Origin of the sequence: Cytobacillus sp. FSL K6-0265 (assembly GCF_038003465.1) — a bacterium.
Taxonomy (GTDB): domain Bacteria; phylum Bacillota; class Bacilli; order Bacillales; family Cytobacillaceae; genus Cytobacillus; species Cytobacillus stercorigallinarum.
The window spans coordinates 3,012,359-3,035,036 of sequence record NZ_JBBOPE010000001.1; the positions used below are offsets into that span (position 1 = coordinate 3,012,359).

The 22,678-nt window shown below is 35.9% G+C and carries 23 protein-coding genes; 7 read left to right on the forward strand and 16 right to left on the reverse strand.

What is annotated here, in order from left to right; translation table 11 throughout:
- Positions 1-115: 115 nt before the first annotated feature.
- The 4 genes from MHH73_RS15225 to MHH73_RS15240 form a co-directional block, all read right to left on the reverse strand.
- Entirely contained in the window at positions 116-1,321 is a 1,206-nt protein-coding gene (locus MHH73_RS15225; RefSeq protein WP_191810478.1) for an MFS transporter, read from the reverse strand.
- Between the two features lie 196 nt (positions 1,322-1,517).
- Positions 1,518-2,126 carry a superoxide dismutase gene (locus MHH73_RS15230; RefSeq protein ID WP_191810476.1) on the reverse strand — a complete coding sequence of 203 codons (609 nt, stop codon included), beginning with the start codon at positions 2,124-2,126 and terminating at the stop codon, positions 1,518-1,520.
- A 109-nt stretch (positions 2,127-2,235) separates the two neighbouring features.
- Positions 2,236-2,718: a DUF456 domain-containing protein gene (locus tag MHH73_RS15235; protein ID WP_191810474.1), complete on the reverse strand. Its 483-nt coding sequence runs from the start codon at positions 2,716-2,718 to the stop codon at positions 2,236-2,238.
- 123 nt (positions 2,719-2,841) lie between these two features.
- Positions 2,842-4,470 (reverse strand): Na/Pi cotransporter family protein, encoded by a 1,629-nt coding sequence (locus tag MHH73_RS15240; RefSeq protein ID WP_191810472.1) that lies wholly within the window; start codon positions 4,468-4,470, stop codon positions 2,842-2,844.
- 240 nt (positions 4,471-4,710) lie between these two features.
- Here MHH73_RS15240 and MHH73_RS15245 point away from each other — a divergent pair, with 240 nt between their 5' ends.
- From MHH73_RS15245 to ispG, 3 genes are all read left to right on the forward strand, one after another.
- On the forward strand, positions 4,711-5,490 hold the full coding sequence (locus MHH73_RS15245; RefSeq protein ID WP_341067879.1) for a DUF1189 domain-containing protein: 780 nt from the start codon (positions 4,711-4,713) through the stop codon (positions 5,488-5,490).
- Positions 5,491-5,615: 125 nt separating this feature from the next.
- Positions 5,616-5,954, forward strand: a complete 339-nt coding sequence (locus MHH73_RS15250; protein WP_191810470.1) for a hypothetical protein — start codon at positions 5,616-5,618, stop codon at positions 5,952-5,954.
- Between the two features lie 125 nt (positions 5,955-6,079).
- Positions 6,080-7,189: a flavodoxin-dependent (E)-4-hydroxy-3-methylbut-2-enyl-diphosphate synthase gene (gene ispG, locus MHH73_RS15255; protein ID WP_191811346.1), complete on the forward strand. Its 1,110-nt coding sequence runs from the start codon at positions 6,080-6,082 to the stop codon at positions 7,187-7,189.
- A gap of 46 nt (positions 7,190-7,235) precedes the next feature.
- Here the strand turns inward: ispG and MHH73_RS15260 are convergent, their stop codons facing one another.
- Complete coding sequence (locus MHH73_RS15260; RefSeq protein WP_191810468.1) at positions 7,236-7,610, reverse strand: DUF308 domain-containing protein; 375 nt, start codon at positions 7,608-7,610, stop codon at positions 7,236-7,238.
- Positions 7,611-7,819: 209 nt separating this feature from the next.
- Here MHH73_RS15260 and MHH73_RS15265 point away from each other — a divergent pair, with 209 nt between their 5' ends.
- Complete coding sequence (locus tag MHH73_RS15265; RefSeq protein WP_191810466.1) at positions 7,820-8,392, forward strand: 5' nucleotidase, NT5C type; 573 nt, start codon at positions 7,820-7,822, stop codon at positions 8,390-8,392.
- A 44-nt stretch (positions 8,393-8,436) separates the two neighbouring features.
- Here MHH73_RS15265 and MHH73_RS15270 read toward each other — a convergent pair whose 3' ends face one another.
- The 3 genes from MHH73_RS15270 to MHH73_RS15280 are packed head-to-tail and all read right to left on the reverse strand — an operon-like array spanning position 8,437 to position 10,511.
- Entirely contained in the window at positions 8,437-8,847 is a 411-nt protein-coding gene (locus MHH73_RS15270) for a Fur family transcriptional regulator (RefSeq protein WP_191810464.1), read from the reverse strand.
- Positions 8,848-8,871: 24 nt separating this feature from the next.
- Complete coding sequence (locus MHH73_RS15275; RefSeq protein ID WP_191810462.1) at positions 8,872-9,720, reverse strand: metal ABC transporter permease; 849 nt, start codon at positions 9,718-9,720, stop codon at positions 8,872-8,874.
- A complete protein-coding gene (locus MHH73_RS15280; RefSeq protein ID WP_191810460.1) occupies positions 9,717-10,511 on the reverse strand; it encodes a metal ABC transporter ATP-binding protein in 795 nt (264 codons plus the stop codon). The genes MHH73_RS15275 and MHH73_RS15280 overlap by 4 nt, the downstream gene beginning before the upstream one ends.
- Positions 10,512-10,679: 168 nt before the next feature.
- Between MHH73_RS15280 and MHH73_RS15285 the strand changes: the two genes are divergently transcribed.
- The gene (locus tag MHH73_RS15285; RefSeq protein ID WP_095372545.1) at positions 10,680-10,937 is read left to right on the forward strand and encodes a DUF2624 domain-containing protein; all 258 of its coding nucleotides are present in this window, start codon (positions 10,680-10,682) and stop codon (positions 10,935-10,937) included.
- A 94-nt stretch (positions 10,938-11,031) separates the two neighbouring features.
- Here the strand turns inward: MHH73_RS15285 and MHH73_RS15290 are convergent, their stop codons facing one another.
- Together MHH73_RS15290 and MHH73_RS15295 are read right to left on the reverse strand one after the other, a co-directional pair.
- Entirely contained in the window at positions 11,032-11,925 is an 894-nt protein-coding gene (locus tag MHH73_RS15290) for a deoxyribonuclease IV (RefSeq protein ID WP_191810458.1), read from the reverse strand.
- A gap of 18 nt (positions 11,926-11,943) precedes the next feature.
- Positions 11,944-13,248 (reverse strand): DEAD/DEAH box helicase, encoded by a 1,305-nt coding sequence (locus MHH73_RS15295; protein ID WP_191810456.1) that lies wholly within the window; start codon positions 13,246-13,248, stop codon positions 11,944-11,946.
- Between the two features lie 222 nt (positions 13,249-13,470).
- On the opposite strand from MHH73_RS15295, the gene MHH73_RS15300 reads away from it, so the two are divergent.
- Both MHH73_RS15300 and MHH73_RS15305 read left to right on the forward strand, forming a co-directional pair.
- Complete coding sequence (locus tag MHH73_RS15300) at positions 13,471-14,121, forward strand: YqfQ family protein (RefSeq protein ID WP_225230377.1); 651 nt, start codon at positions 13,471-13,473, stop codon at positions 14,119-14,121.
- Between the two features lie 292 nt (positions 14,122-14,413).
- On the forward strand, positions 14,414-15,370 hold the full coding sequence (locus MHH73_RS15305) for a 4-hydroxy-3-methylbut-2-enyl diphosphate reductase (protein WP_191810454.1): 957 nt from the start codon (positions 14,414-14,416) through the stop codon (positions 15,368-15,370).
- 44 nt (positions 15,371-15,414) lie between these two features.
- Here the strand turns inward: MHH73_RS15305 and MHH73_RS15310 are convergent, their stop codons facing one another.
- The 6 genes from MHH73_RS15310 to dnaG form a co-directional block, all read right to left on the reverse strand.
- Positions 15,415-16,530: a Nif3-like dinuclear metal center hexameric protein gene (locus tag MHH73_RS15310; protein WP_191810452.1), complete on the reverse strand. Its 1,116-nt coding sequence runs from the start codon at positions 16,528-16,530 to the stop codon at positions 15,415-15,417.
- A complete protein-coding gene (locus MHH73_RS15315; RefSeq protein ID WP_191810449.1) occupies positions 16,527-17,231 on the reverse strand; it encodes a tRNA (adenine(22)-N(1))-methyltransferase in 705 nt (234 codons plus the stop codon). Before MHH73_RS15315 ends, MHH73_RS15310 begins: the two co-directional genes overlap by 4 nt.
- 81 nt (positions 17,232-17,312) lie before the next feature.
- A complete protein-coding gene (gene cccA / locus MHH73_RS15320) occupies positions 17,313-17,666 on the reverse strand; it encodes a cytochrome c550 (RefSeq protein WP_191810447.1) in 354 nt (117 codons plus the stop codon).
- Between the two features lie 360 nt (positions 17,667-18,026).
- Complete coding sequence (locus MHH73_RS15325; RefSeq protein ID WP_191810445.1) at positions 18,027-19,166, reverse strand: acyl-CoA dehydrogenase family protein; 1,140 nt, start codon at positions 19,164-19,166, stop codon at positions 18,027-18,029.
- A 421-nt stretch (positions 19,167-19,587) separates the two neighbouring features.
- Positions 19,588-20,715 (reverse strand): RNA polymerase sigma factor RpoD, encoded by a 1,128-nt coding sequence (rpoD, locus tag MHH73_RS15330; RefSeq protein WP_191810443.1) that lies wholly within the window; start codon positions 20,713-20,715, stop codon positions 19,588-19,590.
- 123 nt (positions 20,716-20,838) lie between these two features.
- Positions 20,839-22,659, reverse strand: coding sequence for a DNA primase (gene dnaG, locus MHH73_RS15335; RefSeq protein ID WP_341067893.1), 1,821 nt, complete (start codon positions 22,657-22,659; stop codon positions 20,839-20,841).
- Between the last annotated feature and the right edge of the window lie 19 nt (positions 22,660-22,678).

The following is a 22,678-nucleotide window of genomic DNA, read 5'->3' on the forward strand; positions in this document are numbered from 1 at the left end:
TTGCTAAAACCACACTTCCCTCTTGATTACATATACTTATTTTAAAAGAAAATCAAAAATAATTCTATTCATAACTATAAGGAAATGATAGTTATTTTGAATATTTTCTTACACATCATTCAATATTCTTAATAAAGAAATAGATCATACTATGCCCAATCCCTAAAATGATTAGTAATATCGGCAAAATCACATGATCATCAAAGGAGATTACACCCACTATAAAGAACAACAAAGATAATATTCTCCCGATGTTCAAAAATAATTCCCTGACAACAATATATTCAATTCTCATTTCTGCTGCCTTCCACGCAGTGCCTATTACATCATAAGTCATTGAAGAATAAGGAACGAATAATAAAGGATAGGCGACTGCAATCAATGCAGCATAGAACAAAAGATTAACGTAGGTGATTTGAAATACTAACAGGAAAATAGACAGAAATAAAAGAATACCTCCAACTAATACCGCTCTTTTTCTATGCTCTTTCTTAATCCACCTTGAAGCGATATAATAACAAACTAATGCGATACCTGAATTTATTAACCCGAATGTACCAAGTGCTAATTCGCTACCAGTAGCTATAAACACAAAGACAGAAACGACAAACGCATATGTACCTTCACGAAACCCTTGGAAAAAATGGGCATTTGTAATCCTCTTCCAATTTTTATTATATTTTCGTTCCTCTATAATTCGTTTAAAAAAATACTTTCCACTTGCTGGACGCCTTTTAATTGAAAAACTTAAAAATACGGCAACGGCAAATAATGCCAACGAAACGCCAAATATGACCGAATAACCAGTAAAAGCCTTCATTTTCGAAATGATTAATCCGGCAGAAATAGGACCTATCATACCACCAAATGATGTAAGTAACCCGAGAAAACCATTAAAAAAGTCTCGATTTTCTGGATCCGTTATCTCAAATGTTAATACATTAAAGGCAAGCCAATAAAAACCAGAACCTATCCCTAATAAAGCACCTAATAAAAGGAGATAAGACGACGCTTTATCCCCTGCAAGAAGCACAGAAATATAAAAAAAGGCAAGAAATATAACCCCTAACCTTAGCACAATCACACGATCTACTTTTTTCGCCCATTTGCCCGCAATGATAAATGTAATAGGTTGCAGAACAACATTAGCGAGGTTATATAAGCCTAAATCCAAATATTCACCAGATTGCTTCCACAAAAAAATATTCACAAAAGTATTGGATAAGGCAATACTTAAGGAATATAATCCTCCGATTAGCAACAACAAAACAAGGTCTCTTGTCGGCTCAATATTTCCAATCACTCTCTGCCATTTACTCATAAAAAAAACTCCCCTTCGATTCTACAAATAGTCTCCTTCAAAAACAATGGAGTTATGCAAAAAAAGGGAAGATCCGTATTGAAAATTATTTCGTTTCTTTTGGCTTTTTTATTAAATACAATGAGAATGAAATGACTAGGTAGAGATGCAAAAAGCGCTATTCATTGGAATAGCACTTTTTTACATTAAAGATTTTTCACTTCGCTTCTTGATACCTTTTGCTTACTTCGTCCCAATTGACAACATTCCAAAACGCTTTAATATATTCAGGACGTTTATTTTGATAGTTTAAATAATAAGCATGCTCCCAAACATCTAGTCCAAGAATCGGTGTTTTTCCTTCCATTAATGGTGAGTCTTGATTAGGTGTGCTTGTTATGGCAAGTTCACCCTTATCAACAACTAACCATGCCCAACCCGATCCGAAGCGACCAGTAGCTACTTTATCAAATTCATCCTTGAAGTCGTCAAAGCTACCAAATTTACTAGCTATCGCATCTCCTAATTCGCCTGTTGGTGTACCCCCACCATTTGGTGAAAGAATTTGCCAGAATAAAGAATGGTTAGCATGTCCACCGCCATTATTTCGGACAGCTGTACGAATATCTTCCGGAATATCATTTATATGAGCAATTAAATCTTCTATCCCTTTCGATGTGTATGCACTTTTTCCTTCAATGGCATTGTTCAAGTTAGTCACATAAGTATTATGGTGTTTCGTATGATGGATATTCATTGTTTCCTTGTCGATATGAGGTTCTAATGCATCATAAGCATACGGTAATTTTGGTAGTTCATAAGCCATGTAAACATTCCTCCTACTAAAAATATAATCATATGCAGACATAATTTAAATGTCCTCTCCTATTTTCTATACCACTCTGCCATAGAATCAAACATAAAAATTAAATTTTTTATAGAACCACAAATAAGAAATATATGACCATTATCGCTTGAACAATTCCTTTAGTAATGATGCTACTAATAAATCCTACGAGTGATCCGAATCCAACTAAAACTGCTTCCTTAAATGGACGACGATGTACAATTAATTCAGCAATGATTGCTCCGATTATTGGCCCGAGTAATATACCTGCCACCGGGATGACAAAAGGACCTACTAGTATTCCAATGGTGCTTCCCCATATTCCAGCTTTTGTGCCACCATATTTTTTCACACCAACCATATTGGAGATATAGTCGGCACCAAATAGTAATATAACAAATAAAATTTGGATGGACCAAAATAGCACACCAAAAGGTTCAAAGGAATAGAAAAATCCATAAACAATAAAACCAGCAGCAATAAACAGCACACTCGGAATAATTGGATAAATCAATCCGATAAAAGCTATAACAAATAAGATAATGATGAGCGTCCAAGCTAAAATATCCATAAGTTCCCTCCTATTCACAACAAACTCATATCTTGCAATAATTAAAACATTAAAATGGCATCTTTTCCATCGAAAGCTTTTAAAAAAAGAGGTAAGGATTGATTCCTTACCTCTTTATGGTACTTAATCTTCGCCTAATACAGCCTCTGCAATATTAACTGCATGATCACCGATTCGTTCGAGATTACTTAAGATATCCACATATACAATGCCTGCTTGTCCAGAACATACGCCTTCACTTAAGCGAATGATATGCTGTTTACGTAATTTACGCTCCATTTTATCTATTTTATCTTCTTTTTGAACCACATGATGTGCAGCTTCTTTATCATTATGGTCTAGCGCTTCTAATGATTCAGAAACCGTAGAGATCGTTAATTGGAACATATCATCTAAATCTTTCATAGCGGATTCCGTAATACTTACCTTATTTGCTTTTTTATAATCCATTAATTCAACGATGTTTTCGAAATGGTCACCTATTCTTTCAATATCTCGAATCGTATCCATTAGTACCGTATGCTCAGCCGATTCATTATTTGATAAAGAACTTCTGGAAAGTTGAATAAGATAATCTGTAATTTGTCTATCTAGATTGTTTATTGCACTTTCGATTTGATAAGCTTTTTCACCATGTTTAGGAGAACCATCTATTAAAAATGATCGTGTTTCATTTAATCCTTCAATAGCAAATTGTCCCATTCGAAGAACCTCTTCTTTTGCTTGTCCAAGAGCAATTGATGGCGATTGCTGAATAAAAACAGCATCTAAATGTTTGGCTTTTTGTTCTATAACGGTGTCTTCTCCTGGAATTAGCTTTGTCACAATAAATGCTAACACAGCGACAAAAGGAAGTTGTATTAATGTATTTGCAATATTAAATGTACCGTGAGCAAACGCAATGGTAAGCTCTGGGTTTAAACCAAGATTCGCTTGGAACATTTCAACCAATAAAGTAAATGGTTGAAGTAAAATTAAAAAGATAGTTGCCCCAATTAAATTAAACATCACATGTACGAATGCAGCACGTTTAGCAGCAACTGTAGCTCCTAGAGAAGCTAAAATAGCAGTAATCGTTGTACCGATATTATCTCCAAACAATACCGGAAGAGCTGCATCTAAGTCTATTAATCCCTCTGCAAATAACCCTTGCAAGATACCAATGGTAGCAGTTGAACTTTGTACTATAACGGTAATAACCGTTCCTACAAAAACACCCAATATTGGAATTTCACTCATACTAACTGTCAGGTCATGGAAACTTTGCAAATTACTTAATGGCTTCATTCCACCACCCATTAATTCTAGACCATAAAATAAAGCGCCAAAACCAAAAATAATTGAGCCTATATTTTGCATACGATTGTTTTTAAAGAAGACTAGACATAATACACCAACCGCTAAAATTGGCAACGCATAATCACCAATATCTAGCCCAATAATAAATGCAGTGAATGTTGTACCAATATTCGCACCCATAATTACACCGATGGCTTGACGTAGATTCATAAACCCAGCACTAACTAACCCTACTGTTAGCACTGTCGTTGCAGAACTACTTTGAATAAGCATCGTTACTAACATCCCTGCTAGTACACCCATTAATGGGTTTGTGGTAAATCTATCTAAAATATCTCTCAGACGATCTCCAGCTGACTTTTGTAAACCTTCTCCCATCGTTTTAATTCCGAGAAGGAAGATACCTAATCCACCGACAAACTCAAAAATCATCTTTTGAATATCTATTTCCAAGCTATTCAACCCCTAGAACTTTTTTCAATACTAATGTAAACCCCACACTATTATTAAAGCTAACTCTATTAATGTAAATAGTGTAACGATTAAATTTACAAACCTTTAATATTACCCTCCTTTGTTACAATTAGATGACAAAGGGTTAATTATTCAAAAAACTTATTATTCTTGTATGACGAAAGTATTGTCGGTAAAATGAATAGCATATAATGAAAAAAATAAGGACGTGGAAAATTTTTGAATATCCTAAAACAATTTATAAGAAGTATTTATTCACCAAAAGACATTGCAAACTTTCGTGAACAAGGAATAGGAAAGACAATAGGTTATGTTTTTTTTCTCACTTTTCTATCCATTATCCCCACTATATTTTTTCTCAGTACATCCGTCTTTAATGGTGTACAATCAATGGAAGCAACCATAACGGATGATCTACCTGAATTTGAGATTGCGAATGGGACATTACAAGCAAATGAAACGGCACCGATTACTGTTGAGAATGATGGTGTGACCATTATTTTTGACTCTAATAATATTGTAAAGAAAGATGAACTATTGCAAACAAATGACACCATTGCCATTCTACAAGACGAAATGGTGTTCATTAGCGGAAACAATCAACAGTCCTATAGCTATAGCATGCTTGGTGATGTCAATATTGATAAATCAGCCGTTATTGAATTAATACAAAAAGCCGATTCTTGGTTAATCATATTTATTAGTATCGTTGCTATTGTACTGTACTTATTTTCTGTAGCAACGCGTTTAATAGAAATATCCATTATTGCCTTACTCGGTATAATGATTGTGAGAATTGTGCAAAAGACCCTTCCTTATCGCTATATGTGGCGAATGGCAGCCTATAGTATCACATTATCAACAGTCTTCTTTATTATCATGGACACACTACAAACCGTTGTACCAAATGGAGCACTTATTAACTGGTTAATATCCATCATTATTCTCATGTTAGCTATCAAAGAAATACCTCATCAAAAAAAGGAAATATCTGAATAATAGTGGAATCTTACTGTAGACGCATATAACGTCTACAGTTTTTTTATGTACATATCTGTTCTAATAAGATGTGGACATGCATATGTATGATAATGATTATTCAATAATGACGGGAGCTTGTAAATATGAGAAGAATTTCAACCTTCATCTTAATTATTATCATTTCATTTGCTGTATACGTCGATCTTTCTAAAGGAACTCTCCCTAAACGGATTGCACCCGTGGCTACAGAGGTAACAAATTTAGAAAAAGGAGAACAAGAGGTAGGTCTTGCTTATTTCGAAAAAGAAGTGACTCGAGGCGATACCGTACTATCCATTATTGAACAACAAAATATGAACATCGAAAATCTTCCAATTAATGTTATCGCTGAAGATTTCAGTACATTAAATAATGGATTAAAACCTGAAGAAATTCAATACGGTTATACCTATAAATTTCCTTCATATAATAATGAAAACTAATTGCTTAGCATCTATTTCTTGTCAATTCAATCACTTCATTGATACAATAGTTGATGATAAGAGCTTACTTTGAGAAGTTCAAATATATTTTTTATATATAAAGGAGCGAATCTCCATTGAGTGAAATGATACATCGTACGAAAACTCGTCCGGTAAAAGTGGGACCACTAACGATTGGCGGAAGTAATGAATTATTTATTCAAAGTATGACTACAACGAAAACACATGATGTTGAAGCAACTGTTGCGCAAATTAAACGTTTAGAAGAAGCAGGATGCCAAGTTGTTCGCGTAGCTTGTCCAGATGAAAGGGCAGCTAATGCGATTGCTGATATAAAAAAACAAATTAATATTCCACTTGTTGTCGATATCCATTTTGATTATAAGTTAGCTTTAAAAGCCATTGAAGGTGGAGCTGACAAGATTCGAATTAATCCAGGTAATATCGGAAAACGCGAAAAGGTGGAAGCAGTCGTAAAAGCGGCTAAAGCGAAAGGAATTCCTATTCGTATAGGTGTAAATGCCGGTTCATTAGAAAAACGGATTTTAGAAAAGTACGGCTACCCTACAGCTGATGGAATGGTTGAAAGTGCACTTCACCATATTAAAATTCTTGAAGACCTAGACTTCCATGATATTATCGTCTCCATGAAAGCATCAGATGTCAATTTAGCGATAGAAGCATATGAGAAAGCAGCACAAGCGTTTGATTATCCACTACACTTAGGGATTACGGAATCAGGTACATTATTTGCTGGTACAGTAAAAAGTGCAGCTGGCTTAGGCGCAATTCTTCATAAAGGGATCGGAAATACGTTAAGAATTTCATTAAGTGCTGATCCTGTTGAAGAAGTAAAAGTGGCTAGAGAATTGTTAAAAGTATATGGTTTATCATCGAATGCTGCGACACTCATTTCTTGTCCGACTTGTGGGCGTATCGAAATTGACTTAATTAGTATCGCGAACGAAGTGGAAGAATATATTTCAACAATTAAAGCCCCAATCAAAGTCGCTGTTTTAGGCTGTGCCGTTAATGGCCCAGGTGAAGCAAGAGAAGCTGACATTGGAATTGCTGGAGCACGAGGTGAAGGTTTATTATTCCGCAAAGGGAAAATTGTTCGCAAAGTACCCGAAGATACAATGGTCGATGAATTAAAGATTGAAATTGATAAAATAGCTGAAGAGTATTTTGCCAAACAAAAAGAAGAAGAAGAAAACACCAAAGAAACAGTTTAAATAATAAACGCCTAGGGATATTCCTAGGCGTTTGTCGTTTCTTTATTTAAAAGAATGGCATAATAAAAATTCCTACTAAGAGCGATACAATACCAATACCAATCGCCCAAGTGCCAAATCCTCTAGCTCCTTTGCTATTTGCAATAATACCAAGTACGATCCCTGCAGCTCCAAGAAATATCGGCATAATGAATAGTGAAAGGATTGATAATACTAAAGCAGTAATACCTACTCCTCGGCCACCACTACGCGTTCCTTTTCTATCATCAATATCCCTTCCCCTGTCCTCATCATAAGTTACAGGAGCAGCAATTTCGGCTGCAGTTTCTTCTGAATAATCGCTTGAGACTTCATACTGGTTCTCGTCAACTTTGTCACGACGAAGCTGATCTTCATCATTTTTACGCATCTGATCTGCCATCATGATCCCTCGCTTTAATGGTATCCACTTTTTCTGTGGTGGAGCATTTATTATTATAAGCAAGCGTTACACTTTTACTTGTGTTAAGATTTTCTAGTAACAAAAAGGCTTTTATGGTTTATATAATGAAAAGTTTCCGCTAAAATTAGGAAGTAAAGATAAAATGAAGTGAACGGCTATCTGTTCAAGTTTTAAAGGAGAGCAATGAAATGAAAAAACGATTCGGAATTGATATAGATGGAACTGTCACGAGTCCAGCGGCAATGATTCCTTTTATGAACAAAGCATTTGGGCTACAACTTACTTTAGAAGACATTAAACAATATGACTTATATCCGCTTGTAGATATAGAACGTCAAGCATTCGATCAATGGTTTAAAGAAAATGAACCGGAAATTTATCGCCAGTCAACCATTGTACCTAACGCAAAATCAGTCTTAACAAAATGGAAAGAAGAGCATGAACTATTTTTTATTAGTGCGCGCTCCACTCATTTGATGAACGTAACTGAAAACTGGTTTACACAGAATGACATTTCTTTTGATCATATTGAACTTATTGGCTCGCATGATAAAGTCTCAGCGGCTAAACAACATCATATTGACTTATTCTTCGAGGATAAACATGATAATGCTGTGATGATTCATGAGGCGTGTCAAATCCCCGTCATATTGTTCGATACACCATATAACCGCTTACCGACTCCAGACGGCGTAAAACGGGTGACAAGCTGGAAGGAAGCAGCCATATGGGTAGAGAATTGGTTAAAAGTATCAGTGTAATATTTTCACATAAAAAACCCCTCATCATAGAGGGGTTTTTACAGTTAACAACATTCTGGGCATTTCCCGTAAATTTCAAATTTATGCCCGGAAACATCGTATCCTTTTAAGTTTTCTGCCAAAGTATTCATCGGACAAGTATCAATTTCTTTCGTTTTTCCACAATCCAGACAGATAAAATGATGATGATGATTTTCATGAGAACAAGTAAACCGAAAATGTTTTTCACCAGATAACTCGGTCATCTCAAGAATATCTAAGTTCACAAACAAAGATAAATTACGATAAATGGTATCAAAGCTCAACCCCGGATAATTTGGTTTCATTTCCTCTAAGACTTCTCTTGCTGTTAAGTACTTATTACTATCTGCAAATAGTGCAAGCATTTCTTCTCTCTTGCCTGTATGCTTATAGCCTCGATTTTTTAACAGCTCCAATGCTCCACTCACATTCATGACTGATTCACCCTTTTTTTGCAATTATACTTTAGCTGGTCTAGATGTCTTTACTTTCTTTAAAAGTATCGTTACTAACAATATTAACACAGCAATGATTACAATGGTTCCTCCAGGGGCAAGATCTAAGTAAAATGCTAAAAATAAACCGCCAAGTACTGACACTTCTCCAAAGATAACTGACAATAAAATCGTTTGCTTAAAACCTTTAGCAATCCGCATACTCGCAGCAACTGGTAAAGTCATTAAAGCGGAGACGAGGAGAATTCCAACGATGCGCATAGATGAAGCAATAACAAGTGCCACCATAACAATAAAAATAAAATGAACTATTTTTACTGGAATACCAGATGCTTGGGCATGCTCCTCATCAAAAGATAATAAGAATAGTTCTTTATATAAAGAAACAATAATTGCTATAATAATTACCGAAATAATGATAATAAGCCATAAATCTTCCCTACTTACTGCGCTAACGCTACCAAACAGGTAACCAAACAAATCTGAATTAAAGCCATCCGCTAGTGAAATAAATATTACACTAAGACCGGTTCCCCCAGAAAGAATAATAGGAATGGCAAGCTCCTGATAATGCTTGTACACAGACCTTAATTTTTCAATAAAAATCGAACCTGTAACGGAAAATGCCATCCCCATATAAACAGGATTGACTCCGATAAAACCGGTAAGTTTCTTTTCAAGTAATAAACTTGCTGCAATCCCTGCTAACGTTACATGACTAAGTGCATCTGCTATCAGTGATAAGCGCCTCACAACAATATATACCCCAAGTAAAGGAGCAATAACACCAATAATCATACCAGTTAAAAAAGCATTTTGTAAAAACTCATATTCAAAAATAGCAGCAATCATCCTCTCACCCCTTCATGATGATGGTGGTGATGATCATGGGATAAGATATGAACATCATGTCCATAAAATGTCGACATTTCAGCTTTATCAAGACGCTCAAATTCCTCCGTTTTCCCATGGAAATGAAGTGTTTTATTCATACATGCAACATGTGTTACTCGGTCAGAAATCGTCCCTATATCATGGGTAACAAGTAAAAGCGTAATGCCGCGGTTTTTATTCAGATCTTCAAGCATATGATAAAAAGATTGCACATGTTGAGCATCTACACCAACGGTCGGTTCATCTAATATAAGTAATTTAGGTTCACTAACTAGCGCCCTTGCAATAAACACCCGTTGTTGCTGACCACCAGATAATTCCCCCACATTACTCATTTCATATTCACGTAATCCAACAGCATCTATAGCATCTATAACATGACGCTTATCTTCCTTTTTCATCCATTTAAATAATCCAAGTTTTTTTGTTAACCCACTAGCAACAACTTCAAATACTGTTGCCGGAAAACCTGTATTAAATGAATTTGCCTTTTGCGAGACAAAGCCAATTTTTTGCCTGTCCTTAAACTGATTCATTTCTTCACCAAAAAGGGTGATTTTCCCGTTTTGTAATTTTAATAAATTCAATATTAACTTGAGAAGTGTGGATTTTCCAGAACCATTTGGACCAACAATAGCTAAGAAGTCCCCTTCATTTACGGTTAAATTTACCTGCTCTAATACATTATTCTTTTCATATCTAAAGGAAACATCCTCTATTTTTATCACTGGCTCTTGCCGTGTTTCCATCTTATTCACCTTCGATTTAAGAATCATTACGATTTAGTACAAAGAGTAGTATACATGAAGTTCCTAGGCTTGTAAAGGCGTGAAAAGAGGCTTGTTTCATCAATTTTTGTAGAAAAATAGGCAAATTATTCTCAAGAGGTGCATACAGTTTAATGAGGAGTGATGCACATGAAAATCTTTGAGAACATCATTAATCACAAAGTCAATCACATTACCGCAGATGAATTATTGAAGTATGGAAAACAATTTAATATCTCAGTTAGCCGCTCAGAAGCGGAGCAAATCGCCCAATATCTTCGCGGTAAAAAGGTGAATATCTTTAATGAAAATGAGCGGAAGAAACTTGTCAAAGAAATTGCCAATATTGCAGGTGTAGACACCGCGAAGTCAGTCAACCAAATATTTCTTATGTTTACTAATTCTTAATTCTATTACAAATACGATTGACACCTGCACCTGCGCTTTACAGACGATTGGAAGGGCACAGAAGAAGCATCGAGGATACCTCCTCCATGCTTTTTTATTGTGCTAAAATATCTTCTAATAGATTTTCATTAAATTCTTCTTTACGTAACATATTTATTTCAAATTGATAGGGTGGTTTCTTATTTTTCTTGTCCTCGCCAACATAAGGTGTTTCTAAAATTTTCGGTATGGACATAAGTTGTGGATGATGAACAATATTGTTTATGGCCTTAAAACCGATATGACCAAACCCAATATTTTCATGACGGTCTTTTCTAGCTCCCTGAATGTTTTTACTATCATTAATATGAAGTACCTTTAATCGATCGATACCAATGATTTTATCAAAGTCATTTAATACGCCATCAAAGTCATTAACAATATCATATCCAGCATCATGAGTATGACATGTATCAAAACAAACAGATAAATGTTCATTATGAGTCACACCATCAATTATTTTCGCTAGTTCTTCAAAATTCCTTCCACATTCTGACCCTTTTCCAGCCATTGTTTCAAGCGCGATTTGCACATTTTCATCGCCATTTAGTACTTCATTTAAGCCTTCAATGATTCTTGCAATACCGGTTTCTGCCCCTGCGCCGACATGTGCACCAGGATGCAAGACAATTTGTTTTGCCCCAAGCGCTTCTGTACGATCGATTTCAGAACGTAGAAAATTCACACCTAACTCGAAAGTAGCTGGGTTTGTTGTATTCCCTATATTAATAATATAAGGGGCATGAACAACAATATCACTTATGCCATTTTCCTTCATATGTGCTAGGCCTGCTTCTATATTTAAATCTTCTATTTTCTTTCGTCTCGTGTTTTGGGGAGCACCAGTGTAAATCATAAATGTATTCGCACCGTAAGACGCTGCTTCTTCACTGGCTGCTAGTAACATTTTTTTTCCGCTCATCGAAACATGGGATCCAATTTTCAACATATATTATCCCTCTCTCTTTTATTTTCTTTTGATCCTTCTTTCTCTCTTCTTTATCTTTTCCATTTCCCATTTGCGCTTTCTCTTGTATCCCGGTTTCACTTTTTTCGGTTTTTGTACAAGTGAACTAGCTTTTTTATCAATCTCATCTGTTTGACGTTGTCTCTTTTTCCTTTTATTACGATCGTCGAGCGTTACCCAATTACCTTTAACAAAATCTATATGAGTAAAAGTAACACCCATTTTCTCTAATTTATTTAATGCATCTTCATCTGTTGGATCATAAATCGTTAAGGCAATACCTGAAGTGCCTGCTCTTGCTGTTCTACCTACACGATGAATATAAAAATCTAAGTCTGAAGGTAATTCATAGTTAATTACGTGACTAATTCCTTTAATATCAATACCCCTAGCAGCTAAATCAGTTGCTACGATATATTGGAATTCAAGATCAACAATTTGCTTCATCATTTTCTTTCGCTCTCGCGGATTCAAATCACCATGAATTCTTCCGACTTTCAATCCTTTAGCCATTAAACCATCGGCGACTTCGTCTGCCTTTTTCTTCGTATTCGTAAACACGATGGCTAAATACGGGTTAAAAGACTGTAAAGCATCAAACACAAGATTTACTTTGTTGCGGTGTCTTGAAGGTAATAGTTGATGCTCGATCTTAGCTGCAGTTGGTTGCTTCGGCTCCACATGAACATATTTTGGGTTTTCCATATATTTTTTCAGGAATGGTTTAAGCTTCTCTGGGATGGTAGCTGAAAACACAAGCATTTGTAATTTCTCTTGCATATGTGAAGCAATTTGATCAACATCTTCTAAAAAGCCCATATCCAACATTAAGTCCGCCTCATCAACCACTAACAATGAAGCTGTATGAATCAACAATGCCTGCTCTTTAACTAAATCATTGATTCTTCCCGGTGTACCAACAACTATTTGCGGCTGCGTTTTAAGCTTTTCAATTGTTCTTTGTTTATCTGTACCTCCAATAAAGAGCTTAACTGCGATAGCTTCTTCACTATGACTAGTGATTTTTAAAACCTCTTGATAAATTTGGTTGGCTAGCTCTCTTGTTGGTGCAGTGATAATTGCTTGTACACCTTTTTTGTTTGTTTCAATCTTTTCTACCATTGGCAGAATATAAGCATGTGTTTTACCCGTACCTGTCTGGGATTGACCAATCGCACTTTCTCCTCTTAAGACAGTCGGTATTAATCTTTCTTGTATATCTGTTGGTTCATAAAACCCTAACTTCTTTACTGCTTCTATAATAAAAGGTTTAAACTCATACCTTTCAAATCTTGTTTCATTCATTTTTTTTAACTCCTCATTATCATGATGAAATGATCATAAGTACTTGCACTCATCATCACTTAAAATCGCAAACATTTACTCCATCATATTATTATAATAAAATTCCAGGTAAATAACCAGTTATACTTGTTATTCCTCCCTATCCTTTTATGAAAGATAAACCCATTTCTTCTTTTTGCATACAATGAAAGTAAAATCCCCTTTTTGAAAGGAGGAGATGTGATGTATCCAAGAATGGGACCAAATCGGGGGCAAAGACCAGGCTTTCCTCCACCACATCAAACACCACAAATGATGCAAAACTTTTCAGGTAGACCACCGTTTCCACCCAATATGACTCCATATGGACCAAATCAACCAAGAAATAGTGGTGGGATGAGAAACAACGGATCACCAAGAAGTGGGGGTCTATTATCTAAAATCCTTGGCGGAAGAGGTGGTTCTGGTGGTCAGGCAGTTGTAAACACTGCTACTAATGCAGCAACTGGATCTAGAGCCGCTGGCGGCGCAGGCATTCTTCAAACGTTAACTAACCCGACAAATATCAGCGGCTTTTTAACGAATACACAGAAATTCTTAAATACTGCAGGGCAAATCGCTCCAATGGTTCAACAGTACGGTCCGATGGTCAAGAATATCCCTTCAATGTGGAAGCTTTATCGTGGCCTTAAGAATATGAATTCGACAACTGAAGAAAAAGAGGAAGAAATTGAATCTAGCTCACTATCTCCGATAAAGGATAGTCAACCTTCTCCCTCAGCAGTGAAAACTAAAAAAGAGAAATCAGTCACAGTGGAGTCTTTAGAAGACGAGCCAATTCAACAACCCCCTACAAAAGCTAGTGGTCAGTCTATACCGAAACTGTATGTTTAATCATGCTTACCGCTCGCCGTGTTGGCGAGTTTTTATTTTATCTTAAATCGCTCATTTCCTTAATATGTGCATTGAAGACATTGTTTAAGTACCAACATGCGTGCGGTATCTTTACCATCACCCTCATGTCTTATTTTCATTCGCACTTACGTAACTATAAATTCTCCTTTTTGTGTTATTGCTTTATGTCTTATATAATAGATTAGAAGAGATGGATCATTTCATTCATCCATTGTTTTATTTACAATTATATAACACAAAATATATGTTTCAGATATAGGGAGGATATTCAATGAACGTCATCAAAATATCACCAAGGGGCTACTGCTATGGTGTAGTAGATGCAATGGTGATTGCTAAAAACGCATCACTCGATAAAACCTTACCGAGGCCGATTTATATCCTTGGCATGATTGTCCATAACAAACACGTGACTGATGCATTTGAAGAAGAAGGCATTATTACTTTAGATGGTAAAAACCGTGATGATATTTTAGACCAAGTCGAAAGTGGGACGGTTATCTTTACCGCACATGGTGTATCACCTAAGATAAGAGAAAAAGCTAAAGCAAAAGGGTTAGTAACTTTAGATGCCACATGCCCGGATGTGAGTAGCACGCATGATTTGATTCGTCAGAAGAAAGATGAAAATTATCAAATTATTTATATTGGTAAAAAGGGACATCCTGAACCTGAAGGAGCTGTTGGGGTTGCACCTGATATTGTTCACTTAGTTGAAACGATTGACGATGTTCTGGCGTTAACACTAACAAATGAAAAAATTCTCGTTACAAACCAAACAACCATGAGCCAGTGGGATGTCGGCGATATTATGGAAGAAATCAAAGAAAAATATCCTCAAGCAGAATTTCATAAAGAAATTTGTCTTGCTACTCAAGTTCGCCAAGAAGCAGTTGCAGAGCAAGCAGGAGCTGCAGATGTCCTTATTGTTGTTGGAGATCCGAAAAGTAATAACTCGAACAGGCTTGCTCAAGTTTCCGAAGAAATTGCTGGCACGAAAGCCTATCGTATTGGCGATATTTCCGAGCTTAATTTAGATTGGATTAAGGATGCTCAAACGGTTGCAGTGACAGCCGGTGCCTCTACACCAACGCCAATTACAAAAGAAGTGATTTCTTTTATTGAACAGTATGATCCAAAAGAAGAATCAACTTGGCTTACAGAAAAGAAAGTACCTTTATCTAAAATTCTTCCAAAGATAAAAAAGCCAAAAGTTGTACAAAAGTAAGCAAAAAGCCATCTCAATCTTGAGATGGCTTCTTCTATCTTCAATTATACAAATGTAAAGGGGTCTGTATGTACTTTAGAAGCAATAAACTCCACCTCTAACCCTTTTTCAGTACATTTTTTCTTCATATATTCTGCAACACCTGATTTCATCACTTTTTCGACGTTATGACCAGGGTCAATAATATTTAAACCTGCTTGCATCGCATCATGCGCAACATGATAATACATATCTCCCGTAACGTAAACGTCTGCACCTTTCATCTTCGCTTTTGCATAATATTTATTGCCATCTCCACCAAGAACGGCTACTTTTTTTACAATTGATTGTAAATCTCCCACAACACGCACGCTAGGCACATCCAACACCGATTTCACATGCTCGGCAAACTGTGCTAAGGTCATTTCTTTAATATCACCTATTCTACCAAGTCCAAGAACTTCTCCTTGATTAGCTAAAGGATAAAGGTCATAGGCCACCTCTTCATAAGGATGAACCGCTAGCATTGCTTTGATCACTTTCTTCTCTATATTAGATGGGAATATTACTTCAATTTTATTTTCTTTCACCTTTTCAAGTGTCCCCGATTGTCCAATATGCGGATTAGCTTCCTTGCTTGGCAGAAATTGTCCATTTCCTGCACTTGAAAAACTGCAATAACTATAATCTCCTAATGCACCTGCACCAGCATTACCTAAAGCTTGCTTTACTGCTTCCTCGTTCTCTTCAGGTACATAAACAGCAAGTTTCATTAAAGGTATTTCATATGTTGGTACAAGTACTTCTGTATTCTTCAATTGAAGTGCAGCCGCTAACAAATCATTTACGCCACCATTAGCGACATCCAAATTCGTATGAGCTGCATAAACTGCGATATCATGCTTAATTAATTTTGTATAGATTCTTCCTGCAGGTGTATCACTGTCTAATTTCTTCAAAGGACGGAAAATCGGTGGATGATGAGCAATAATTAAGTTAACACCCTCGTCAATTGCTTCATCAACCACTTCTTCTAACACATCAAGTGCTACCATCACTTTGCTTACTTTTTGGTTCAAGCTACCGATTTGTAATCCAATAGGATCTCCTTCCATGGCATACGCTTTTGGTGAAAACTGTTCAAATAATTGAATGATTTCATGTCCATTTGCTTTCTTCAAGATAGTACCCCTCCAACAATAGCTATTTTCTTCTGTAAAGCAACGATTTTGTCATTATTTTCATTTGATGATTTTGCTGCCTGAATTTGCCTAATTATTCTCTCCCAATTCGTTCGTTCATGTTTCCATTTTTTTATAAAGATTGCGGATTTTTCCTGCAGTAAATACGGCCCTAACAAAAGTCCCTCTTCCAAATCACCGTATCCTTGATTGATATCGCCTTTCTCAGCGATTAAAATCTCATAAATTTTTCCATCTTCTTCGATTATTTCTTCATTTATTAATGCCCAGCCATTTTCACGCAGCCAAAGTCTAATAGAAATGCTACTAATATTAGGTTGGAGAATTAATCGTTTTACACCACCTAAGTGATTAGAACCTTCTTCCAAAATGGACGCAATCAGTGTCCCACCCATACCGGCAATTGTGATTACATCCACTTCATCGTCCGCTAAAACCGAAAGTCCATTTCCTTTTCTCACGGAGATTTTGTCTTCTAATTTGTCTGCTTTTACTTGTGCTAACGCTGATTGAAACGGTCCTTCAACAACCTCGCCAGCAATCGCAGCTTGTGCAATTCCTTGTTTAACAGCATAACAAGGTAGGTAAGCATGATCCGAGCCAATATCGGCTATTTTCGAACCTTTAGGGATATATTGAGCAACTGTTCTTAATCGATTAGATAATTGATTTGTGTTCATTCTTTTTTCCACCACTTCTATGTATTAAGTTCTGATTATAGTATAAAAAAAGTCCCTTGCATATGCAAAGGACTTACTCGCTTATTCCAAAGTCATTAACCATTCAGCCATTTCTTGCTCTTTACCAGAGACAAGTCCCCCTGGCATTGCACCTTTACCATTTGTTAATACATCAACGATTTCTTCTTCTGAAAGCTTCTCGCCAACACCCGATAGTGCGGGTCCTACACCACCTTGATATTGGTCACCATGACAGCCAATACAGGATTGTTGGTAAATTTCCTCTGGTGACGCTGCTACCTCTTCTGTTGCTTCCTCGTCCCCTTCACTTGTCAGTTCTTTGTGATCACCTAATCCTTTAAATGAAACAAGGAACATTGCGCCAATCCCAAGGATAGCAATAAGAGCAAACGGTATTAACGGATTACGATTCAATGTTTAAACCTCCCTTATGTAAGAACTTCACAATTTAAGTAAGTATATACAAACAATCTCTATTTTACTGTAAAAAACGCTATTGGAAAAGCCCTAAAACGAATTTGTTATCAGCAATTCAAAATTATTTTAATAAACTGGCAAAAAAGTTTACTTCCTGTCATTTATTTTTTTACCATTTTACCCCTTTTCATTCCTTAAAATATTTTATGTATAACTTGTTTGATTAAAAAGAAAAACTATCTAAAAAATAGTTTTGATTACTGATGAAGGTCATTTTATACACGTAAAGTCTCAAAGACCAAGCACTCTAACTATTCTTAGATAGCATTTTCCATTCATACAAAAAATATACTCCAATTAACAACCAATCTGTCTGGCAATAACCATACGTTGTATTTCTGAAGTTCCTTCTCCAATTTCTGTTAACTTCCCATCACGCATATATCTTTCGACATGATATTCTTTCATATAGCCATAACCACCATGAATTTGAACGGCCTGATCAGCGATTTCCATACAAATCTCAGATGCATATAATTTACACATTGCTGCCTCTTTGGAAAATGGTTTTCCTTGATCTTTCAGCCAAGCTGCTTTATAAACCATATTTCTCGCCAATTCAATTTTCATTGCCATATCAGCTAGTTTAAATTGAATAGCTTGAAAATGGGATAACTTTCTACTAAATTGTTCACGCTCTTTAGCATACTTTAGCGCCTTCTCATATGCTGCTTGAGCAATTCCTACTGCCATGGCACCGATGCCAATTCTTCCTCCGTCAAGAGTGATTAAAAATTGCTTAAATCCTTCACCTTTTTTACCGAGCAAGTGCTCAGTCGGCACGCGCACGTCTTCTAATATCAATTCAGTCGTATTGGATGCATTGAGTCCCATCTTCTCATAATTATCCAATACAGTGAACCCATTTACATCGGTAGGAACAATAATGGCACTGATTTCTTTATTCGTACCATTCATATTAGTGATAGCTGTTAAAGCTAAATGTTTTGCATAACTAGCATTTGTTATATAGCACTTATTCCCATTGATAATATATTCCCCGTTCTCTTCTACTGCTGTTGTTCTTGTCCCACCAGCATCTGAGCCAGCATTCGGTTCAGTTAAACCAAATGCCCCAAGGCTTTCACCGGTACAAATAGGTGTTAAATATTTATGTTTTTGTTCTTCTGTACCAAATAATGAGAGAGGTGCGCCGCCCAACGATATATGGGCAGAATACGTTATACCTGTTGAGGCGCATGCTTTACTTAATTCTTCAGTAACGATGGCAAAACTTATTGTATCGGCTCCACCACCACCATATTCTTCCGAAAAAGGTAAACCCATCATACCCAAGTCTGCTAATTTCTTAAACACTTCTAATGGAAATTCTTTTGTTCGATCTCTTTCTAATGCACCAGGTTCCACTTCTTCCATCGCGAACTCTTTAATTGTTTTAAAAATCATCTTTTGTTCAGATGTAAGATCAAAATTCATATAAATCCTCCTTCTTATGACTTTTGAATACGCTTTCAATTCCTATTATATAATTACCTCTATAATATTCTCAAGATTTAAAAAATTTAAAATTGCGCATAGTTATGTTTCGATAATAATTTCAGCATTAGAAATAAATTAAATCGGTTTAAGAAAATCTTGTTTTATTTCTTAATATAATAATAATTATCTAAAAAATAAATAATTTAAGAATTTTTTACAAAAAGTGATTTGCAATATAATTAACTATTCAGTAAAATAAACTGTAAATATAAGTATGGATATGACCGTACATTTGTTTATTTATTAATATATGGTATCATATACAAATAAAGGAATTACCTTACTGAACTAAAGTAAATATCTAGCACTCAAAAAAAGATAGCTTACCCATTAAGAGTAAACTATCTCGAGTTGAGTTCTATTCTAAAAAGTCTTTCAGTCTTTTACTTCTGCTAGGATGTCTTAATTTCCGAAGGGCTTTCGCTTCAATTTGACGAATCCTTTCTCTAGTGACGCCAAAGACCTTTCCAACCTCTTCTAGCGTCCTTGTTCTTCCATCATCTAGCCCAAAGCGAAGCCTTAGGACATTTTCTTCACGGTCTGTTAAAGTATCGAGTACATCTTCTAACTGCTCTTTCAATAATTCGTAAGCAGCATGCTCAGATGGAGAAGTAGCATCTTGGTCTTCAATGAAATCTCCAAGGTGAGAATCATCCTCTTCACCAATCGGCGTTTCTAATGAGACTGGCTCTTGAGCAATTTTTAAAATTTCACGTACTTTATCTGGTGTTAAATCCATGTCTTCAGCAATTTCTTCTGGAGAAGGTTCACGTCCCAAGTCTTGTAGCAATTGGCGTTGAACGCGAATTAACTTATTAATTGTTTCAACCATGTGAACCGGAATTCGGATGGTTCTCGCTTGGTCAGCAATCGCTCTTGTAATGGCTTGACGTATCCACCATGTTGCATAAGTACTAAATTTAAAACCTTTACGATAGTCAAATTTCTCTACTGCTTTTATCAGACCCATATTGCCTTCCTGAATCAAATCTAAAAACAGCATGCCACGACCGACATATCGCTTGGCAATACTTACAACGAGACGTAAGTTAGCCTCCGCTAAACGGCGCTTCGCTTCTTCGTCGCCTTGCTCAATCTTATTCGCAAGAGAAATCTCTTCTTCTGCGGTAAGTAGGTCGACACGACCAATTTCCTTTAAATACATTCTTACAGGGTCGTTAATTTTCACTCCAGGAGGTACGCTTAAATCATTTAAATCAAACTCTTCTTCATTTTTGGCTAATTCTTGCGCGTTGGGATCTGCATCGTCATCATTATCACCAACTAGTTCCACACCTTGATCACCAAGAAATTCATAGAACTCATCCATTTGGTGAGAATCCAACTCATAATGAGACAATCTTTCTGCTATATCATCATAGGCGAGAACACCTGTCTTCTTTCCAGTTTCTAAAATCTGCTCTTTTGCTTGTTCTAGGGTCAATTCAATTTCAACCTCTTTCGAACGGGCCGATTTTTCAGCCATTTGTCCCCCTCCTTCCAAAAAATCACAAACCTCTGGGACAGCATAACACTTAAATGGTTATTATGGTAATCATTTGCTTTTGCTTATGCAGTCTTATAATATAATTAACACGATGAGAGATGATCACTTTTCTAATGATTTTCTTAATTGTAGAATCTCCATCGCAATTAATGCCGCTTTGGTATAGTCCTTTTGACGTTCTGCTTCTTTTTCATCTTGAATTTTTTCTTTTATTTTAATCATCTTTTGATGATTTAACACATGCTTAATATAATCAGATAATTCCTTTTCAGTAAAATCTTCATTGATAGGCATCATTACAATATCTGCTACAATGTGACGCAACTCTTTGTCTTTAATAAATTGCATAAAATTACTTGTATCGGGCACATGGCCACTTTCATAATATGCTAGAAGATAAGTATAAATCGCTTGGTGCTCATCCACATTAAATTCATTGCCACCTAACATTTCCTGAACCTTTAATGTCATATCTTGATTATTCATCATATGAGCTAACAACATACGTTCAGCATTTTGAAAAGCTGGTCTTAATACACTATTTGACTTTTGTTGTAATAAAAACGGTTCTGGCGGTAATGACTGTGGTTGATTTTTCGTATTTTTTTGCATTGAATAAAATATTTGTTTTTGTTGCTGTTGCAATGCATCTAATGAAATTGAAAATTCATTAGCGATTTGTCTTAAATAATGGTCTCTTTCTACTGCTTTCGTTAAACGACTTATTTCTGTTAGTACTTCTTCTATATAACGAAGCCGTTCTCCTTCATCATTCAACCTTTTTCCTAGTCTTAAATATCTCATTTTAAAGGACATATAAGTAAGACTAGCCTCAATGACCTCATTTTTAAACTTTTCTGCGCCATATTCCTTTATATAATCATCAGGGTCAAGCTCTTCCGGAAGCCAAGCAATACGTACATTACAACCGACTGATTGAAGCATATCTAAGGCACGATTAGCTGCTTGAATTCCTGCTTTATCCCCATCATAGCAAATCGTCACATGGTCAGTACTTTTTCGTATTAATTGGACATGTTCTTCTGTAATGGAAGTGCCCATCGTAGCAATTCCATTAATGACACCTGCCCCATCAGCAGCAATGACATCGGCAAAGCCCTCAAAAAGAACAGCTCTTTGCTCTTTTTTAATGTGCTTCTTTGCTCGATTAAAATTAAAGACCGTTTTGCTCTTATTAAAAATGACCGTTTCAGGACTATTTAAATATTTCGGGTCTTCTTCCCCCAATGACCGGCCTGAAAAAGCGATAATATTCCCTTTTTCATTATGGATAGGGAACATAATACGATGGCGAAAGCGATCAAAAAAGTTACTATCTCTCTCCCTTTTGATTAATAGACCTGCTCTTTCCATGAGATCCAAGGGAAATTTTCTTTTCTGCAAAAATTTACAGACAAAGTCCCATGAATTTAAAGAGTAGCCAATTTTATACTTCTCAATTGACTCCATTGTAAATCCACGTTTTAGTAGGTATTCTAACGCTTCTTGACCATCCTTTGTGTTTACTAGCAAATGATGGTAAAATTTACATAATAATTCATGCGCATCATACATTTGCTGCAATTCAGGTGATTGTTTCACATTTTTGTCTTGTGAAGAAACGTCAATATCAATAGGAATATTTGCTTGTTTTGCTAAGTTAACAACAGCTTCTTGAAAAGAAAAACCTTCTAAGTCCATTAAAAATGAAAAAGCGTTTCCTCCTGCATGACAACCAAAGCAATGGTAAATTTGCTTATCAGGAGATACGGAAAATGATGGTGTATTCTCTCCATGAAAAGGGCAAAGTCCAAAATAATTTCGGCCTTGCTTCGTTAAATTCACATAATCCCCAATGACATCAACAATATCAACTGAATTTCGAATTTGATCAATCTTTTCTTCAGGAATACGTTCTGCCATAACGACAACTCCCCACTAC